Here is a 19,187-nt window from a genome sequence, read left to right on the forward strand (position 1 = left end):
GCTATCAGGTAATGATGTGTTGCTGGTTTACAAGCTCGTCGTAGGTGGTCTGAACATTGTCCAGCGTAACGAGCGTAGATTTAGTGTAGGCGGCTCCCGTGCCGTCACGGTCGATGGAGATCACAGTATTGTTACCGCTTTGTGAAACAGAGACATAGTTCCCCAGCGTCGACGCGCTACCGTTCCAGCCCACCAGCAGATCGCCAATGTCGATCTTGTCTCCCTGCGTGAGGGAGAAGTTCGTCCAGTGGTCGCCCGTGCTGTTACCTGCGGTGGCGTTACCCGCCGTATTGTTCAACACCTGATAAATCAGCGTGTCGCCGTAGGCCGTGCCGCTAATCACATCGTTATGCTCCGAACTGACAAATTTCGGCGCCATGTCAATGGTCAGCGACGCGGTATCTTTCACACCGTTGGCATCGGTCAGGGTGTAGTTAAAGACCTCCTTGCTGGTAATGGTAGAGAGCGAGATCCCCGGGTTGAGGGTATAGGTGTAACTGCCGTCAGCGGCAATCGCCAGCGTCCCGTAGTGGCCCGTGATGTTAGACATCGTGCTGCCGGTGTACGGATCGAGCGTGGTGGTCACGCCGTCGAAGCCGGTGATGCTCACGCGGGTATCAACCGAGTGCAGCTGGTCCATTGCCCCTGCGGAGCCGGTGCCGTCGAAGATATTGCCGTCAACGGTGTGGGTGCCCGTCGCGTCGTACTGCGACAGGGAGTAGGTCGTGCCGTTTACGCTTGGGGTAATGGTGATGTTCCCCACGCTCAGCCCCGGTACGCTGCCGGTAAAGTTCAGCGTATAGGTCCCGGCGTTGAGATCCAGCCCGGTCAGCGGAACGTCGATGCTGCCGCCCAGCAGTGAGCCTCCGCTGAAGGAGCCGCTGCGAATCACATTCGTCCCGTCAGTGATTGACCAGTTCACCGTCAGCCCGCCCAGCGACAGCAGCGAGGCCACGTTAAAGTGCAGCGAGGCGTTATGCAGCGCGGTGTTTGCATCCACCACGAAGGTTCCGCTTCCGCTGCCCTGCGTTGATCCCAACAGGGCGGTAGTCCAGCTGGCGGTGCCGACGGAGGTATCCGTATAGGTTGACGTATGGTGAACCGACGTGACGTCCATCGCGGTGCTGACATCGTTTACCGCATCCATTGGGCGCGCGGTTGGGGTGATGTTCAGCGATGCCGTGTCTTTCGAGCCGTCAGGCGCGGTGATGGTGTAGACGAAGGTATCCGGCGTGCTGATATGGTCCGCGCCGACCCCGCTGTCCAGGGTGTAGGTGTACTCCCCGGCCGCGTTGATCCGCAGCGTACCGTACTCGCCGGTGATCTCCGTCAGGCCGCTGCTGTTCACCGCCACGCCGTTAACGTCGGAGACCACGGTACCCGCTGGCGCAATATCATCCGCCAGCACATCTCCGGTGGTGCTCTCGCTCACGCTTGCCACGCTGTAGACATGATCCTGCAAGACGTTCAGCGTGTAGGCCGTCAGGGCGGTGATCCCCGCCGCCGTATTGAGCAGGAACAGGTACTCACCGGCGGGCAGATTCAGCGTCAGCTGCGAAGAGGTGCCGCCCAGCAGCGGCGCGCGCAGCCAGCCGGGTTCAACGCGCATCTGCTCGAAGGTCTGCGTCGCATTGTTGAACTTATAGATGTAGAGGTCGAACACCGAGGCCAGCGCCACGCCGCCCACGGACGCCTGAACGGTCATGGTGCGGGTGGTGCCTTCTTCCACGTTATAGATGATCGGGTTGGCCAGATCGTCCAGCAGGTTCAGCCCCAGCGTATTGCCAAGGTTGATCCCCACCAGGGTAAAGCCGCCCTGCGACGAGGTGCCGTTGTTGATCGCCTCCACGGTGGTATCGAAGGTCAGCGAGGCGGTATCGTCCACGGCCACGATACCGCTGCTGCTGGTGCCTTCGCCCAGCGACAGTACCAGATTTGCCGAGGCGCTGGTGCCGTTGTGGGTGATGGTGTAGGTAAAGTTCTCCGTGCGCCCAATGACGGCGGCGCTGGTGTTGGTCAGGTTATAGGTATAGCTGCCGTCCAGGTTGATGGTCAGCGTGCCGTACTGCCCCTGAATCACCGTGCCGTCAGCCGTAACGCTGGTGGTGGTGCCCTGGGCGTTGGTGACCGCGGTGACGGTGGTGCCCGCCGGGGCGTTGTCGCTGCCTGCGGTTGGGTCCACGTCAGTGATGACGTTCCCGACAACGCTGGTCTCGCCGGACACGGTGCCTGCGCTGGTCTCTTTCACCGCCACATCGAGGCTGGTGTAAGAGCCGGTTGCCAGCAGGTTAGTGTTGTAGCTCAGGACGCGATACTGACCATCCGCCAGGCCGGTCAGGTTCAGCGACACCCCCGTCGCGCCGAGGGTCAGCAGGTCAGCGAACTGCGGCTGTCCGGTGTCGACCACGGTGGTCCAGGTGTTGTTGGCGGCGTCAAAGCGCTGTACCACCAGCTCAAGGGTATTGAGCAGGGAGAGTACGGCACCCGTGGCGTTGGCGTTCACGGCAATATCCGCACTGCCGCCGCTGCCGACGGTGAAACCTACCTGCGCGGTGTCGTTGCCGAGCAGCGTCAGCACGTTACCTACGGCGCCCACCAGCAGGAAACCATAGTCGCTGTACTGCGAGTTGGTCACCGTTGCGGTGGTTGTCAGCGCCAGCTCTTCAACGTTGGTGCTGGCAGAGAGCGGCACCACCGGCGCAAGGGCTGAGCCGGGCAGCGAGACGTTGCCTGCCGCGTCGGTGGCGGTGATTTGCAGCGTCTGACCTTCCGTCTGTTTATTGAGGAAGGTGTAGCTCCAGGAGCCGTTGCTGTCTGCCGTGGCGGTGACCGTTGAGTTGTCCGCCAGACGGATGGTGACGGTACTGCCCGCTTCGGCGCTACCGGTCAGTACGCTGCCGTCTGCGTTGAAGGTCCCGGTTGGAGCCGTTGGCGCAGTGAGATCGACAATCACCGTGGTCGAGGTGGAAATCGGGCTGGTGCCCGATCCGTTGCTCGCCGTGGCGGTGAAGGCATGCGGCCCTTCGCTCAGCACCGGCGTGGTGAAGCTCCAGTTGCCGCTGGCATTTGCGGTGACCGTGCCCATCAGCACCCCGTTGTTATAGAGGGTGATAGTCGCGTTTGGCTGCGCCGTGCCGCTCAGGGTTGGCGTGGTGTCATCGGTGGTTTTCCCGTTGGTCAGGTTGCCCGTCACCGTGCCGACGTTATCGTCGATGTTAGCGATAACCGGCGCGTTCGGGATCGTGGTGATCGGGGCAATCACGGAGGTGGTGATACCCGCGTTACCGGCCTTATCGGTAGCAAAGACAATCAGTGACTCCCCGCCGGTCTGTGGAGGGGTGAGGGTGGCGCTGAAGTTTCCGCTGCCGTCCGCGACGGCGGTACCAAGCACGGTTCCGGTGCTGCTGGTGATGGTGACGGTACTTCCCGCTTCCGCCGTACCGGTAACCTGCGTCCCGTTGGTGATCACCGCCAGCCCGGTTGGGGCTGGCGGCGGCGTCAGGTCAACGTTGATCGTGATAATCGGCGATGGTGCGCTGGTATTGCCCGCGGCATCGGTGGCGGTGGCGGTGAAGTTATGCGCGCCTTCGGTCAGCGTGGTGCTGGTTTGCGGCAGCGTCCAGTTGCCGTTGGCATCGGCAGTGACGGTTCCCACCAGCGTCGTGCCGTCGTAAATACGTACGGTGGCATTGGCTTCCGCCGTACCGTTTAAGGTCGGACGGGTGTCGTTGGTTGGGTTGGTGCCGGTGACAGGGCCGGTGACGGTTCCCACATCATCCACAATCGAGGTGATTGCCGGTGCGACAGGGGCGGTGGCATCCACATTGATGGTGTAACCCCCGGTTTGCGCGCTGGCGTTGCCCACGGCGTCGGTGGCGGAGAAGGTCAGATTATGCGGCCCGTCAGCCAGCGGGGTGGACGGCGTGAAGCTCCACGCGCCGCCGGTGGCGACCGCGGTGCCAATCTGTACCCCATTGTCATAGATGGTTACCGTCGCGCCAGCTTCTGCCGTACCGGTGAGCGTTGGACGTGCATCGTTGGTTAACCCGCCGTTGGCGACAGGCGTCGCAGCGTTACCGACGTCGTCGGTGATGCTGGTCAGCACCGGTAGCGCTGGCGGCGTGGTGTCAATGGTCAGGCTGAAATCGGCGGACGGTGCGCCGGTGTTCCCCGCCTGATCCGTTGCTTCTGCGGTAAAGGTGTGTGACCCGGTGCCCAGCGGCACGGTGATATCCACGGTCCAGTTGCCGTTAGCATCGGCAGTACCGGTGCCCACCAGCGTCGTGCCCTCGTAGATATTCACGGTGGCCAGCGGCTCGCTGGTCCCCACCAGACGCGGGAGAGGATCGTTCGTGGTCTGGCCGGAACCAATCGCCCCGGTGATGGTGCCAACATCGTCAATCGCCTGGGTGATAACCGGCGCGGCAGGCGCAGTCGTATCCACAACCAGCGTAAAGCCTGGTGAGGCAGGGCTGACGTTGCCCGCGGCATCGGTTGCCGTGGCGGTCCAGGTGTGGCTGCCGTTTGCCAGCGTGCCGGTGGTGAAGCTCCATACGCCGTTGGCATCCGCCACGGCGGTGCCCACCTGCTGACCATTCTCATAAATGGTGATGGTCGCGTTGGCTGCCGCGGTGCCGTTCAGCGTTGGCGTGGTGTCGTCTGTGCTTTGTCCCGAGGCAACCGGGCCCAGCACGGGACCGGCATTGTCGGTGGCAGGGGTAAAGACCGGTGCGTCGGGCACCGACGTATCCACCGTCAGGTTGAACGGTGGCGAGGTGACCCCGGTATTGCCTGCGGCATCGGTGGCGTTGAAGGTAATGGTATGCGGCCCTTCACCGAGCGCGGTGGTCGGCGTGAAGGTCCAGTTACCCTGGGCGTTGACCACCGCCGTGCCGATTTCCACATCATCGACAATAACGTGCACCGTTGCGCCCACTTCCCCCGTACCGTTGAAGGTTGGACGGGTGTCGTTGGTGGAACCGTTGCTGGCGATGATTCCCGTTCCCGGGCTGACATCGTCTATCACCGTGGTGACCACCGGGGCCGCAGGGCCAGTGGTATCCACCGTAAAGGCAAACACTGGCGAGTTGGCGGATACGTTTCCGACATCATCGCTGGCGTTGACGCGCAGGTTATACGTCCCGTCTGTCAGAACCGGATCCGGCGTAAAGGTCCAGTTACCGTTGCCGTCGACCGTAGTGGTACCAATCTCCACGCCGTTATTCAGAACGTGAATGGTGGTGCCCGCCTGGCCGGTGCCGCTCAGGGTTGGCGTGGTGTCATTGGTGACCTGCCCGGCGGTAAGCGGGCCGGTTACGCCACCCGGGGCGTTGTCGCTGACCGTATCGATCGTCGGCACCTGTGGCGCCGTCAGATCGATATTGATGCTCCAGACGCCGGACGGCTGGCTGACGTTGCCCTGCGGATCCGTCGCTCTGACGGTAAAGTCATGCGTCCCTTCGCCGAGGGCGGTTTCAGGGGTAAATGTCCAGGCGCCGGTACCGTCTGCCGCCACCGTACCAATCTGCGTGGCGCCATCAAAAATGGCGACGACGCTGTTCGGCTCGGCGGTACCGGTCAGGGTTGGCGTGGTGTCGTTGGTTGGATCGCCGCTTGGGACAGGCGTTGCCGCATTGCCTGCGTTATCCGTCACGCTGGTAATCACCGGCGTGGTGGAGACGGTGTCGACCACAATGGTGATCCCGGCCGACGGGGTGCTCTCATTGCCTGCCGGGTCGGTGGCGGTCACGGTCAGGGTGTGGCTGCCGTCGTCCAGCGCAGGCGGCGTGTAGCTCCAGGTGCCGGTCGGACCGACAACAACGGTGCCCAGCGGGTCGCCGTTATTGTACACGGTAATGGTGTCCCCGGCCGTGCCTGTCCCGGTCAGGGTAGGACGGTTGTCGTTGGTGCTCTGCCCGTCGGCGATTGGGCCGGTGACCGGACCTACGTCATCGGTCACCGCACCGATGGCTGGCGCTGTCGGGGCGGTAAGGTCGACGGTGACGGTCGCGATCGGCGACTGCCCGCTGGTCTCGCCAGTGGTGGTATTCGTGGCGGTGACGGCGAAGGTGTGTGGCCCTTCCGTCAGCGGCAGGAGCGGCGTGTAGCTCCAGTTGCCGTTGGTATCTGCAACAACGTTGGTCAGCGGAACCAGCACCCCATCCTGATAAATGGCGATCACGCTACCCGGATCGGCGGTGCCGGTAAGGGTAGGCGTGGTGTCATTGGTGGTTTTATCTTTCACATCACCAATGACGGGATCGAGGTCATCGTTGATCGCCGTAATCACCGGTACCGCAGGCAGATCGAGCGGGGAGTCCGGCACGTCAAAGGTGGTTGACGGGCTGGCATTGCCTGCGGGGTCCGTGGCGGTGAGCGTCAGCGTAGTGGCATCTAACTGGGCCGGGGAGAGGGCAATGGAGAAGGAGCCTCCCGTCGCGACCCCGGTCCCGATGACATTGCCGTTGGCGTCACGAACCGTCACCGTGGTTCCGTCATCCGCCGTCCCGGTCAGCGGAGTGCCCTCCGCGGCAATGGCGATATTCGTTGGCGTTGCAGGCGGCAGGGTATCCACCGTCACGCTGAGCTCCCCGGAGCTGGCGGAGGTATTTCCCGCCGCGTCACTCGCGGCCACGGAGAAGGTATGCGGCCCCTCGGTCAGCGCAGGGTCGGCTGTCCAGGACCACGTCCCGTTCGGCTGAACCTCCACGACCACTGGCGATGCGACACCATCAACGGAGACGGTGACGCTTGAACCCGGCTCACCGATCCCGGTGAGGGTTGGCGTACCGTCGCGGGTGTAAAGCACGCTGTTGGTCAGTTGGCTGTCAGAGACGGCGTCAATTTGCGGCACGGTTGGCGCCTGGGTATCAACCTCCACCGTAAAGACCGGGCTTACCGGGCTCACGTTCCCGGCCTCGTCCACCGCCGCGACGGTGATATTCAGCGGGCCGTCGGTCTGCGTCGGCAGGGTATAGGACCATTCATTATTGACGACCTCAACGCGCGCGACTTCCACGCCGTTGTTGTAGATGATCACCGTCTCGCCGGTGGTGCCGGTTCCGCCGATGCCTGGCGTAGTGTCGTTGGTAGACTCGCCATTCTGCACGCCACCAATGGCACTGATAACCGGAGTATTCGGGGCGAGGGTGTCGACCGTTATCGTGATACCGGCTGATGGCACAGATTCATTCCCGGCTTCATCGGTGGCGGTCGCCGTGTATTCATGCGTCCCTTCGCCAATGTTGCTCTCAGGACGCCAGCTCCAGTTACCGTTACCGTCCACCGTAACGCTGCCCACGGCCTGCGGCTCGCCTGTACCCACCTGGTCATAGATGGTAATGACGTCATTCGGCGTACCGGTGCCGCTCAGGACCGGACGCGGATCGTTGGTGGATTCGCCATCCAGCACGGGGCCGGTGATCTGGCTTACGCTGTCTGTCACCGTTGGGGTTCCCGGCTGGGCAGGCGCGTCGGTATCAATGGTAATGGTCACCGGCGTGGACGGCGCGCTTTCGTTCCCGGCGCTGTCCTGGTTAGTGACCGTCAGGGAGAGATCGTAGGTGCCGTCAGGCAGCGGAGTGGTGGGTGTCCAGCTCCAGTTACCGTCGCCATCGATCTCGGCTTCACCAATTTTGGTGGCGCCATCGTAAATGTTGACGGTATCGCCCGGCGTGCCCGAGCCGCTCAGGGTTGGCGTGGTATCCCGGGTGGTCTCCCCAGGATTCAGGGCCGTCCCCGGCGTGCCGCCGTCCGGGTTGACGGTGATCTCAGGAATATCAGGCGTTGCAGGCGCTGTCGTGTCGATCGCCAGTTCAAACGGTGGCGAAATGGTGGTGTTACCCGCCTCATCCGTTGCGTGGACCGTCAGCGAGTGCGGGCCGTCCGTCAGCGGCGTGGTTGGCGTAAAGCTCCAGCCGCCGCTGCCGTCGAGCACGGCCGGGCCGAGCAGGGTGGTTCCGTCATAGATCGCGATGGTGGTGCCGTCCGGTGCGGTTCCCTGCAACTGCGGCAGCGTGTCGTCGGTGGTGTCCCCGCTGTTAAGCGGAAGCTGCACCGGCCCCACGTTATCGGAGACGGTGTCAATGGTGGCCGCCGGTGGCGGGGTGGTATCGACGGTAAGGGTAAAGTCAGCTGATGGTGCGCTGGCGTTACCGGCCGCATCGCTCGCGACGACGGTAAACGTATGCTGCCCGTTCACTAATGGGGTGGTGGGCGTGAAGGTCCATGCGCCACCGCTGTTAACAACGGCAGTACCAATATCCTGTCCGTCCAGGCGGATCGTCACGGTGGAGCCCGGCTCGCCGGTACCGTTCAGCGTCGGGAGCGTGTCGTTGGTGGTTTCATTGGTGTCGAGCGCACCCGTGCGACCCGGTACGTCATCAATGACCTGCGTAATGGCTGGCGCGCCCGGGGCGGCGGTATCCACCGTGATGCTCCAGGTGTTCGATGTCCCGCTGAGGTTATTGTTGGCGTCAACCGCTGTCGCCGTCAGTACGTGCCCGCCGTCCGGTAGCGCGGTTTCCAGCGTGATGGACCACTGACCGTTCGCCGACACGACTGCTGTGCCAATTTCGGTAGTACCGCTGTAGAGGGTGATGGTGGTGCCAGGCTCGCCCGTTCCGTTGATGGTTGGCGTGCTGTCGTTGGTGAGACCGTTCTGGCTGACAGGACCAGTGACGCCGGGGGCATCATCCACCACGCCCGTGATGACCGGGATTTGTGCCGCGGTGATGTCCGGCGCGTCAAACGGCGCGGTCGGACCGGTGTTTCCGGCGGTATCGGTGGCATCGGCGGTCAGGGCTTCGCCGTTGGCTTTCGGCGGGATCAGATCAACGCTGAAATTCCCCTGATCGTTGGCGACCGCTTCCCCGACCTTCACGCCATTTTCACGGATGGTGACGGTGCTGCCCGGCTCGGCTGTACCGGTTACGGTGGTGCCGTCGGCAGAGATCACCACGTTTTCCGGCGCCAGCGGCGGCGTGCTGTCTGGCGCGTCGGCAAAGCCAGACGGGCTGGTGTTGCCGCTGCCGTCGGTGGCCGTCACCTCAAGGGCTTCGCCGTTGGTCTGGGCTGGCGAAATCGGGATGGTAAAGGTGCCGTCCGGACCGGCGGTGGCCTGGCCGATGATCGTACCGTCCGGCGCTTTAATGATAATCGTGCTGTTTGGCTCGGCGGTTCCGCTGACGCTGGCCCCGTCTTCCGCCACCACCAGGTTGCCCGGTGCGGCAGGCGGGGTGATATCCGGTGCCGTGACCTGACCACCCGGGCTGGTATTGCCGGACGGATCGGTGGCGGTCGCGGTGATCTGTTCACCGTTGGTAAGCGGCGTACCGAGATCAATCGTAAATTTCCCGTCGTTGCCCGCTTTGCCCGTTCCGATGGTATTGCCATCGGCATCTTTCAGGGTAACGGTGCTGCCCGGCTCAGCGGTACCGGTGACGGTTTTGCCGTCAGGAGAGACCTCCAGATTGGCCGGGGCATCCGGCGCGGTGAGATCCGGTGCCGTGACCTGGCCGCCCAGGCTGGTATTGTCGGACGGATCGGTGGCGGTGGCGGTGATCTGTTCCCCGTTGGTGAGTGGCGTACCGAGATCAATCGTAAATTTCCCGTCGCTGCCCGCTTTGCCCGTTCCGATGGTGTTGCCATCGGCATCTTTCAGGGTAATCGTGCTGCCTGGCTCAGCGGTACCGGTGACGGTTTTGCCGTCAGGGGAGACCTGTAGATTGGTGGGGGCATCCGGAGGCGTGGTATCTGGCTCGGAAGGATTTCCCGGATTGCCGGGGCTCGGGCTGTTGTTATCGTCATCTCCGCCGCCTCCACCGCCGGTTCCCGCCGCAATGGCAATCCCACCTGCGACGGCCAGGCCACCCAGCACCCAGGGCCACGCTGCGGCGCCGCCGGTATCACTCCCTGACGCCGCCAGTAGGGCGTCCGTGGAGGCGATGGATTCATAGGTGGCGGCACCGGTTGGATCTTCAATCCACCACAGCGCACCGTCACTCTCCTCAAGCACCAGCTGGCTCACGCCCTGCGCGTCGGTGACGTAGAAATTCTTAAGGGTAATCACTTCGCCCGAGTGGAGGGTAATCACCAGATCGTTTCCGCTGCGGGAGTAACCTGAGATGTCGGCGCGATCCACGTTAAGTTTAACGATTGAGGAGTGATCGAGTGTTATCTGTGTCCCTTCCGTGGTCGTTTCCACGCCAGTTAATTTAGATATAACAGATATTTGGCTCATACAGTTATTACTCCAGCAGAGTTATTGTTTACGGCGTGTCAGACGTGGCCATATTTTCTGAAGGGATGAGGGCGCTCCCGGCGAAGATACTGTGAATAAAACAGTATTTACCGTTGCTTTCTTTAGAGCGACCGAGACCCGCCAGCAATCAACGTGGCAACATCAGGGCGAAGCTAATTATTTACATGAGAAACTGTTATTTATTTATATTTTCGTGTTTTTTAAACCTTATTATTTATGCAGGTATTAATTTATTTTGCTGTAAAAATGATATAGCTATAAATAACTGAATGTGCAAATTAAGTGTCTGTAAACCCTGCACTGTGATTGCAGAGAAAATTAATTGATAGCGTGAATATATTTTGTTGGCTATGCGGGCCGCGCCGCAGTAGCGCTGACGTACAGGCGATGCGGCTTAGGTAGCGGCAGGAGTGAGAGGGAAATAATACTGAAAACATAGGTTTTAATAATAGTTTAAGCGAGTGTTAATGGCTGCTTAATTGCGATTTAAGTTAGGGTAAATTATCTGCTGTATGATATATTTCAAGGGATCGCATAAATAAAATATATTTTCAGGTTGGGTTTATATTCTGCTACGCATAAAAATAAACTGCCGACTTCACATATTTAATAAATAAAAAGGCCGAAAAAATGGCCTTTCTGAGGGGGGAGGTTTAGCCGAAAGAGATAATCCCTATTTCAATCAGTGCGGCGAGCGTCAGAAGAATAAAGAGGATAACGACTATGGGTCTGTACATTTGATTTTCCATCCATGTTTATCATGCAATCCGTTTTACGCGCATCATTAATGATGATGGTGCAGGCGATCCCTGCCCCCCTATTTTGCGCCACTTTGCCGTAAAAATCAGTTAGCTGCTGGCACTTTTTCTACTTTTTCTCCGGCCCGACGGGCCGTGGCTGGCAGGATGTCGGCATCCGCCACGTAGCCATCAGGATCGAGGCAGCGATTGTGTTCTCTCGCCTCGTGCAGAATCGCCTCGTCCCAGTAGAGGCGCTTACGCTGATCGCCCCGGGTCGTCAGAATAAACTCCACATTGCCATCAACCGCGCGGTAGCGGCGCCAGCTGTTTGCCGGAATGGAGATCACCGAACGTTCCGGGGCGATAATGCTGACTTCCTTACCCGCCTCGTTCCAGGTCACCTCCAGCTGGCCTTTAAAGACCATGATCACCTGAATATCCGGGCAGAGATGGCGACCGACAATGTGGTCGTCAGCAAGGCGCAGCCATTCGACGGAAAAACCGTGCGGGCTCACGATAGCGGGAGCGGAATCCCGATCCTGTGAAATGCCGAAACCGATAACCGGCGCAATTTCGCCGCCGTGTCCCGGCAGCACCGAGTCCAGCAGTCCCTGTGCTGACCAGCAGTGATCATCGCCGGTTACCGCACGCTGGCGCATCTCCTCAACGCTGTAGTCACGCAGACCGGCAATATATTGCTCTGACAGCGGCGTCAGCAGCGTGGCGGGATCGGGCGTTGGCTCACCTGCCTCCTGCGCAATCAGCATATTCTCCTTGCTGAGATACATACCGTACTCGCTGGCGGCCGCCAGCACTGATGGGTGCCAGATGATGCCGCCCGTGTTGTCCCCGCCGAGCACCGTAAACACCATGCCGCAGGTATCTTCTTTACTGACGTTGGTAAAACCGCGGAAGATCCAGGTCGGTATTGAGAGGATAGTGGGTGCGCTAAATTCAGCTTCATGCTCGCCGTTGGCGCCCCAGCGAAAACGCCACGTCCCTTCATGGATCAGGAACACTTCTGCGGTGAAATGCAGATGCAGGTTATTGGTCACCCCTTTCGGCATAGCCGCCGCGCCAATGTTAAAGCCGTGCGGCTCGGGGATATTAACAATCTGCTCGCTGGACTGGGTTACACCCGGGCCGATGAAGGAATAGTTTTGTTTGAGATGCGAACCGGGCAGCTTGCAATCAATAAAAGCAAGATTGCAGGAAACCATATCGTCGGGGGCGATTAACCGTGTTCGTGCCTGGCTCTGGGTAAGATGGATAGTTTTCATCATTTCTCCTTTTAATAACCGGATGCACCGGTGGTAGGGATGGCGTTGCCGCGGGCGAGAGCAATGGCTTCACGTGAGGCGCGACCCAGCTGCATAACGTCGTTTGCTGGGGTAACAAACTGGAAACCCTGCGCAATACGCGCTGCGGCGGCCGCGCCGGAAGTGCAGAAAATACCGGCAATCTTCTGCTGCTGGCGGCAGCAGTGAATCACCCGCTCAATAGCAGCAAGCATTTCGGGATGTTGGGATTCGGCGCTGGCGCTGCCGGTCAGCGTCAGCGAGAGATCGTTGGGGCCAATAAACACACCGTCCAGTCCTTCGGTATCAAGGATGTCGTCAAGATCCGCCAGCCCTTCGCGGGTTTCGATCATTGCCAGCGTCAGGATCTCGTCGTTAGCGTGCTGCGGATAATCACTGCCGCCATAGAGCAGACCTCTGGCCGGACCAAAGGAGCGAACCCCCAGCGGTGGATAGCGACAGGCCGCGACAAAACGGCGAGCCTGTTCCGCGCTGGAGATCATCGGACAGATTACGCCGTACGCGCCGGCGTCTAATACCCGCATGATTTGCGCCGGATCGTTATCTGCCACCCGCACCAGCGGCACGGCAGGCGTGGCCGACAGCGCCTGTAGCATCGACAACGCGCTGGCAAAATCAATCATGCCGTGCTGCAAATCGACCGTGACGGCGTCGTAACCCTGATGGCCCATAATTTCCGCGCTATACCCGGACGGGATCGCCAGCCAGCCGTTAACGATCGGGGTATTTTCCAGAAATGCGGTCTTTAAACTGTTTTTGCGCACTGTATGCACTCCGTTATCCACTGACGCAGCAGCGGCGCGATCTCATCCGGGGTTTCCAGCGGAATAAAATGCCCGCCAGCCTCCACCGTATGCCTGGTCACGTTCGCGTTGCCTGCTGCCAGTAGCTGATGATGATGGGGCGTGCAGATAACGTCCTGCGCGCCGTTTAGAAGTAATGTGGGGCAGGAGAGGGCGTTAAACGCAGCCCGGTTGTCCTGCCGGTAAATGGCCATTTCCGTTTGCTCCGCAAAGGTCTCAATGCCGCACTCTTGCGCCATTCGGCAAATAGTCTCTTGCAGGATCCGATCGGACAGACGTGACGGGGCGACATAGCTCTGCCATAGCGAGGAGACCAGCCAGTCGGCCAGGCCCCGCGCCTGTGCGGTGTGTACCGCTTCCCGGCGTGAAGCGAGGGTGTCCGGCGCAACGGGCAACGGATTAACGGAAATCAGCGTCAGCCCGTTCACTCTTTCTGGCGCGTCGGCGGCCATTTGCAGCGCGACAATCGCGCCGAGCGAAAAGCCCGCCAACAGAAAGCGCGGCGGCAGAACCTTTAATAACCGCCGTGACGCCTGCGGCGCGGACTCTGCGCCCGTCAGCGTGATGCACAGCACCGCTGAGACGTTCAGCCGTTCAATGACGGGCTGCCAGAGCCGGGCGTTACAGAGCGTGCCGCCAAGCAGCACCAGCGGCAGATCGGTATTGTCCAGAAGCGGATATTCCATTGCATCCCTCACGTAGCCGTCCAGCCGCCGTCAACCATCAGGGCGCTGCCGGTGATCAGCCCGGCGGCATCCGAGGCGAGGAACACCACCGGCCCCATAATGTCCTCCAGCCTGCCTGGCCGGCGCAGTTTGATGTTGTCCAGCACGTAGTGGCGGAACGCCGGATCGGCAAGCGACGAACGCGTCAGGTCGGTTTCAATGAAGGTCGGGCACAGCGTATTGACGCGGATCCCCGCATCGCCCAGCTCCAGCGCCATCGTTCGGGTTAACCCTTCAAGCGCGAATTTGGAGGCGCAGTACACGCTACGCTCGGGGCCGCCAACGTGTCCCATTTGCGATGAGATGTGAATAATCGATCCCCCCTTACCGCCCGCCCGCATTCTGCGCGCCACGCGCTGGCTGACAAAAAAGGTGGCGCGCAGGTTAAGCGCCATCACCGCATCGAAATTTTCCTCGTTCACCTCAAGAAACGGCTGGTGGCGGGCCAGCCCGGCACTGTTCACCAGAATGTCGGGCGTGGGCAACGTCGCCAGCACACGCTCCACCTCCTGAGTGTCGGTAATATCCAGTTCCAGTGGGTGAAATGCGAGACTGTGTTCCGCTGCCAGACCTGTGGCATGCGCCAGCGCCTCGCGACCCCGGGCGGCGATCCATACCTCTGCTCCCGCCTGTGCGAGGGCGACGGCGGCGGCGAAGCCAATCCCTCTTGACCCGCCGGTCACCAGCGCGCGTTTGCCGTGCAGGGTGAAAGAGGGCGTTTGCAAAAGCGTCATGGCTTACACCTTTTCCCTGACCGGGGCCGGTGTGGCGTAGGGAACTTCCGTCTGGCCATAACGGCGCACGCGAATATTGGCCTGCTCGGCATGTCCGGCGAACCCTTCCAGCAGCGACAGACGGGAACAATAACTGCCGATTTCGGCGGTGGCTTCGTCGCTGAGGACTTTCTGGAAGGTGCAGGTTTTCATGAACTTGCCCACCCACAGGCCGCCGGTATAACGTGCGGCTTTCTGCGTGGGCAGGGTGTGGTTGGTGCCGATCACCTTATCGCCGTAGGCCACGTTAGTACGTGGTCCAAGGAACAGCGCGCCGTAATTGGTCAGGTTAGCCAGGAACCAGTCGTCCCGGTCGGTCATCACCTGAACATGTTCGGAAGCGATACGATCTGCCTCCAGCAGCATCTCTTCGTGGCTGTCGCAGACGATGATTTCCCCGTAGTCCTGCCACGACTGGCGGGCAATGTCGGCGGTAGGGAGCTTTTCCAGCAGCCGTTCCACTTCGCTGAGCGTCTCTTTGGCAAGCTGGGGCGAGTTCGTCAGCAGGATGGCAGGGGTGGTGACGCCGTGTTCGGCCTGGCCCAGCAGATCCGTGGCGCACATTTCCGCGTCAACGGTGTCATCGGCAATTACCAGCGTTTCCGTCGGACCGGCAAACAGGTCGATACCTACCCGACCGAACAGCTGGCGTTTGGCCTCCGCGACGAAGGCGTTACCGGGGCCGACCAGCATGTCGACCGGTGCCAGCGAGTCCGTGCCCAGCGCCATGGCGCCTATCGCCTGAATGCCGCCAAGGGCATAGATTCCGTTGCGCCAGCCATTTTTTGCGCCGCGACAATCGCCGGGGCGGGCTGACCGTTAAACGGCGGGGCACAGCTGATGATTCTTGAACACCCCGCCACGCTGGCGGTGATGATCGACATGTGCGCGGAGGCGAGCAGGGGATATTTTCCGCCAGGCACGTAACATCCTACGGCGTTAATCGGAATATTTTTATGCCCGAGGATCACCCCGGGATACGTTTCAATTTCCAGGTCCCGCAGACATTCTTTCTGCGCGCGGGCAAAATTCGCCACCTGCTGTTGGGCGAATTCAATATCCTGAATATCCTGGCGGCTTAACTGTTTTATGCAGTGGTCAATCTCCGCGGACGTCAGACGATAATCCTGACGGTCATAACGATCGAATTTAATGGATAATTCGCGAATGGCTTTATTTCCGCGTTTTTCAATATCCGCAAGTATTTGTTCAACCGTTTCTCTTATTTGCTGGTTGGCTTGCTGGCGCTCTTCGGTAGATTTACCGGTTTTTAATTTCCAGGACACTCGCTTCTCCTTACCTTTTTCAGATGTCAGTTGTCCTCCCGGCGAGCCGGGAAAGGGTGTTTACTTCAGAAAGGGTTATTGATCCGGCGCGGCAGCGTACGCACCGTTTTTTAATAATTGGGCTGAGGTTTGCGTTTTACGGGCATATACCCATCGAGCGGACAGCGGCGTGGCAATAGCGGCCACAACGGAAAGGGCAGCAATCAATATATAACCGGACGACAGGTTAATATGTTGCATCATTACGCCCATCATTACCGGCCCGACAAACATGCCGCAGGAATAAATGGTCTGGAATAGTCCCATTCGCGTGGATTGTTCATCAGACGAGGTATTCACTACGCTGAGCGACATGAATGCGGCAAAGGCCATACCGAACGAGAACCCCGCCAGCGCCTGCCACAGGTAAATAACATAGATATTGCTGGTAAAGGGAATGCCGAAAGTGGAGATCACCTGTAAAACGATGCCGAGCACGGCGGTTTTAACCAGCCCAAGGCGCTGATAAAACACCGAGCTGCACAGGGCGATGGCCAGCCCGTAAAAAAGAAGGTGAATGTTACCCAGCAGCGCGAGGATCCCCGCCCGGGCGCCAAGCTGTTCGGCATAGACCGGCGTCAGCGTGTCGCGGGTGGCGAAGGGCACCAGAATGACGACGGTCGCCAGGATGCCAATCAGCCAGACGGAACGGTCGGCCAGCTGCTGGCGCGCACCGGTAATGCAGGCTTTAAGCGTGGGGGCCTGAACCGGGTCGTGTACGTCCTGAATGCGGGTCGTCAGGATCAACGCCACCAGGGCGGAGATGCAGGAGACAAAAAAGGCGATGTTATTGGCGAAATAGTGAATCAGCACCGCGCCAATACAGTTGCCGAGAAACACGCCGATGGGCCCTGCCAGCGCCAGCAGCGCGACGGCGGCAGGCGCTTCGTTGCGACCGAAGTAACGCATGAACAGGATGTTGTACAGCACCCAGGTCGCCGCCGTGACGCCGTCTGCCGCTTTCGCCAGATACAGCGTAATGGCGTTGGGTTCAAGCCAGGCAATCGGCCAGGCGATAATTGGCAGCAGCAGGCCAATCTGGATGAAGATCCTGCGGCTTTTAACCACGTCGGAAATAATGCCTAACGGAAAGCGTATCAGAAGGGTTGCCAGCCCGGACGCGCCCATGATGATGCCCATGATCTGTGGCTCAATGCCCTGGTTGATCATCATGGGGGCCAGGAATGCATCAATGCTATGAATGCAGATAAAGAACAGGATGCTGATGATGAAAAAGAGCCGGGCTTCCCGACGGCGTAACAGAGCTTGAAACATGGTTTTGAACCTCTTAAGAATTAATGGGTTATAACCAGTCAGGGACGACGTTTACCGGTTCAATCCTTTGGGCGACTCCTGTTCTCTCCGGTACCATTGACGGTATGAAAACTCTTTGCATACGTATTCAAGATTTGAAGTTACGAAAAGGTTTCATGTTTGTAAAGTGATCTCGATCTTGTTGTGAGAATTTTAATTTTTTGTGTTGCATACGCATGCAAAGGTGGTGTAAGTATAAAAAACACCCACTTGCTGAGGCGTTTGAAGCACGCGCAAATGGGCAGGACGTTGATAAGGAATCAGGGGTAATGAAACGTAAGACTTTTGCAGCAGTCACATCCCAACAGGTCGCTCAGCTGGCGGGGGTATCGCAATCTGCGGTGTCGCGAACATTCACGCCGGGGGCCAGCATTTCACCGGCAACGCGTGAAAAAGTGCTGAAGGCAGCGCGCGAGCTGGGCTATCGCCCGAATGCGATCGCCCGTTCGCTCAACACGGCTCGTTCGCGCATTATCGGTGTCGTCATTTCTTACTTTGATAACCCCTTTTACTCGCAGGTGCTGGAGGCGCTGGCGCAAAAGCTGGATACGCTGAACTATCACCTGCTGCTGTTCGTTGGCGATCGGGAAGGTAACGTAGACCGTATTTTTGACCAGATTATGCAGTACCGGGTGGATGGCATTGTGCTGGCCTCGGTGACGCTGTCGCTGGAGTTATCCGAGGAGTGCCTTGCCGCCGGGATCCCGGTAGTGCTGTTTAACCGCAGCGAAGAGAGTGGCATGGCCTCCAGCGTCAACAGTAATAACGAAGCGGCCGCGCGGCAGATTGCCGAGTTTCTGCTGGCGGGGGAGCACAAGCGTTTTGCCTACGTGGGCGGCGTGGCCGATTCCCCGGTCAATATCGCCCGCCAGCGCGGGTTTATTTCCACGCTGGAAGAACATGGCATCACTGATGTGCGGGTGGTGCACGGGAATTACGACGCTCAGCAAACCACCCGGGCAGCCTATAGCCTGTTTTCGACGTCGCCAGCGCCGGATGCGGTCTTTGTCGCCAACGATCATATGGCCGTCACGGTAATGGATGTGGCGCGCTATGAGTTTGGTTTGCGCATTCCGGAGGAGGTCTCCGTTGTCGGGTATGACGACATCGGCCCTTCCGGCTGGCCCTCTTATGCGTTGACCTCGGCGTCGCAGCCGGTCGGCGCGATGGTGGATGCCACGGTGGAACTGTTAATGAAGCAAATTGACAGCGGAACCATAGAGCCTGAACAGATTACGGTGCCCGGTACGCTGGTGATACGCCACTCGGCGCGTCGCCCACGCAGCGGCGTTATCGAAACCAATGGTTTAACGCTATTCCAGTCTAAGGAGCGCACATGACCAGATTACGGGGCTTCAGCCCTCAATTCGACTCTATCCAGCAGTTCATTTTGACGCTGACGCATGTGGTGTGGGAGCAGAAAGATATCGGCCAGCTGGCGGATTTTTACGCCACGCCGGTGGTTTTCACTACCCCCGAAAAACAGCTGCATGAGCTTTCCCAGTTTATGCGCCTGACGCTTGAGGCGATGCACAGCTTCCCGCAGCGAGCGGTGCTGACGGAGGATATTCTGTGCAGCCAGAACCCGGGGGACGAGTTCTATGCGGCGCAGCGTACCGTAGCCCGCATTCAGCACCAGGGGGAGGGATTTTTTGGCCCGCCGACCGGGAAAAATGTCTGGGTCCGCACCTGGGCCGATCGCATCTGTGTTGATGGTGCCGTACGCCAGGAGTGGCTGCTTCAGGATCGTGCCGCGATTGTGGCGCAACTGGGGCTGGATGTCCGCGACTTTGCTTTTAACCTGGCGACCATGCGCCAGCAGCTTGGGCTGGAATCTGTGTCTGCTGAGACGCTGGACGCCCGCTGGGCGGGTGGGCCTGGGGGCGACGACGTGGAAGGGGCGCTGGCCGGGGTCGTTGAGCGCTAC

General features: G+C 59.9%; 8 protein-coding genes and 1 pseudogene. 2 read left to right on the plus strand and 7 right to left on the minus strand.

From position 1 onward, the window contains the following. Window positions 1-4: 4 nt before the first annotated feature. The 7 genes and pseudogenes from ACNQ0W_RS17430 to ACNQ0W_RS17460 all read right to left on the minus strand — a co-directional run bounded on the left by ACNQ0W_RS17430 (window position 5) and on the right by ACNQ0W_RS17460 (window position 17,221). Window positions 5-10,240: a BapA/Bap/LapF family large adhesin gene (locus tag ACNQ0W_RS17430; protein ID WP_062933570.1), complete on the minus strand. Its 10,236-nt coding sequence runs from the start codon at window positions 10,238-10,240 to the stop codon at window positions 5-7. Between the two features lie 865 nt (window positions 10,241-11,105). After that, entirely contained in the window at window positions 11,106-12,281 is a 1,176-nt protein-coding gene (locus ACNQ0W_RS17435) for a hypothetical protein (RefSeq protein WP_062933571.1), read from the minus strand. A gap of 11 nt (window positions 12,282-12,292) precedes the next feature. Beyond that, the gene (locus ACNQ0W_RS17440) at window positions 12,293-13,084 is read right to left on the minus strand and encodes an HpcH/HpaI aldolase family protein (protein WP_062933572.1); all 792 of its coding nucleotides are present in this window, start codon (window positions 13,082-13,084) and stop codon (window positions 12,293-12,295) included. Beyond that, window positions 13,066-13,809: an alpha/beta fold hydrolase gene (locus tag ACNQ0W_RS17445; RefSeq protein ID WP_047729522.1), complete on the minus strand. Its 744-nt coding sequence runs from the start codon at window positions 13,807-13,809 to the stop codon at window positions 13,066-13,068. Before ACNQ0W_RS17445 ends, ACNQ0W_RS17440 begins: the two co-directional genes overlap by 19 nt. Before the next feature lie 8 nt (window positions 13,810-13,817). Continuing rightward, window positions 13,818-14,582: an SDR family NAD(P)-dependent oxidoreductase gene (locus ACNQ0W_RS17450; protein ID WP_062933573.1), complete on the minus strand. Its 765-nt coding sequence runs from the start codon at window positions 14,580-14,582 to the stop codon at window positions 13,818-13,820. Window positions 14,583-14,585: 3 nt separating this feature from the next. Then, window positions 14,586-15,907, minus strand: a pseudogene (hisD, locus tag ACNQ0W_RS17455) (histidinol dehydrogenase). A 75-nt stretch (window positions 15,908-15,982) separates the two neighbouring features. Next, window positions 15,983-17,221 carry an MFS transporter gene (locus ACNQ0W_RS17460; RefSeq protein WP_022651680.1) on the minus strand — a complete coding sequence of 413 codons (1,239 nt, stop codon included), beginning with the start codon at window positions 17,219-17,221 and terminating at the stop codon, window positions 15,983-15,985. Between the two features lie 308 nt (window positions 17,222-17,529). On the opposite strand from ACNQ0W_RS17460, the gene ACNQ0W_RS17465 reads away from it, so the two are divergent. After that, on the plus strand, window positions 17,530-18,600 hold the full coding sequence (locus ACNQ0W_RS17465; RefSeq protein ID WP_048981849.1) for a LacI family DNA-binding transcriptional regulator: 1,071 nt from the start codon (window positions 17,530-17,532) through the stop codon (window positions 18,598-18,600). Beyond that, a partial coding sequence (locus ACNQ0W_RS17470) for an ester cyclase (RefSeq protein WP_417933220.1) occupies window positions 18,597-19,187 on the plus strand: 591 nt, incomplete at its 3' end. The genes ACNQ0W_RS17465 and ACNQ0W_RS17470, both read left to right, overlap by 4 nt.

Origin of the sequence: Enterobacter cloacae complex sp. 6730903, from assembly GCF_048283985.1 — a bacterium.
GTDB classification, from domain to species: Bacteria; Pseudomonadota; Gammaproteobacteria; order Enterobacterales; family Enterobacteriaceae; genus Enterobacter; species Enterobacter hormaechei_C.

Coding starts and splice junctions, on each gene's coding strand:
- ACNQ0W_RS17445 (WP_047729522.1), bottom strand. CDS start 13,809: ATGGAATATCCGCTTCTGGACAATACCGATCTGCCGCTGGTGCTGCTT.
- ACNQ0W_RS17450 (WP_062933573.1), bottom strand. CDS start 14,582: ATGACGCTTTTGCAAACGCCCTCTTTCACCCTGCACGGCAAACGCGCG.
- ACNQ0W_RS17430 (WP_062933570.1), bottom strand. CDS start 10,240: ATGAGCCAAATATCTGTTATATCTAAATTAACTGGCGTGGAAACGACC.
- ACNQ0W_RS17465 (WP_048981849.1), top strand. CDS start 17,530: ATGAAACGTAAGACTTTTGCAGCAGTCACATCCCAACAGGTCGCTCAG.
- ACNQ0W_RS17435 (WP_062933571.1), bottom strand. CDS start 12,281: ATGAAAACTATCCATCTTACCCAGAGCCAGGCACGAACACGGTTAATC.
- ACNQ0W_RS17460 (WP_022651680.1), bottom strand. CDS start 17,221: ATGTTTCAAGCTCTGTTACGCCGTCGGGAAGCCCGGCTCTTTTTCATC.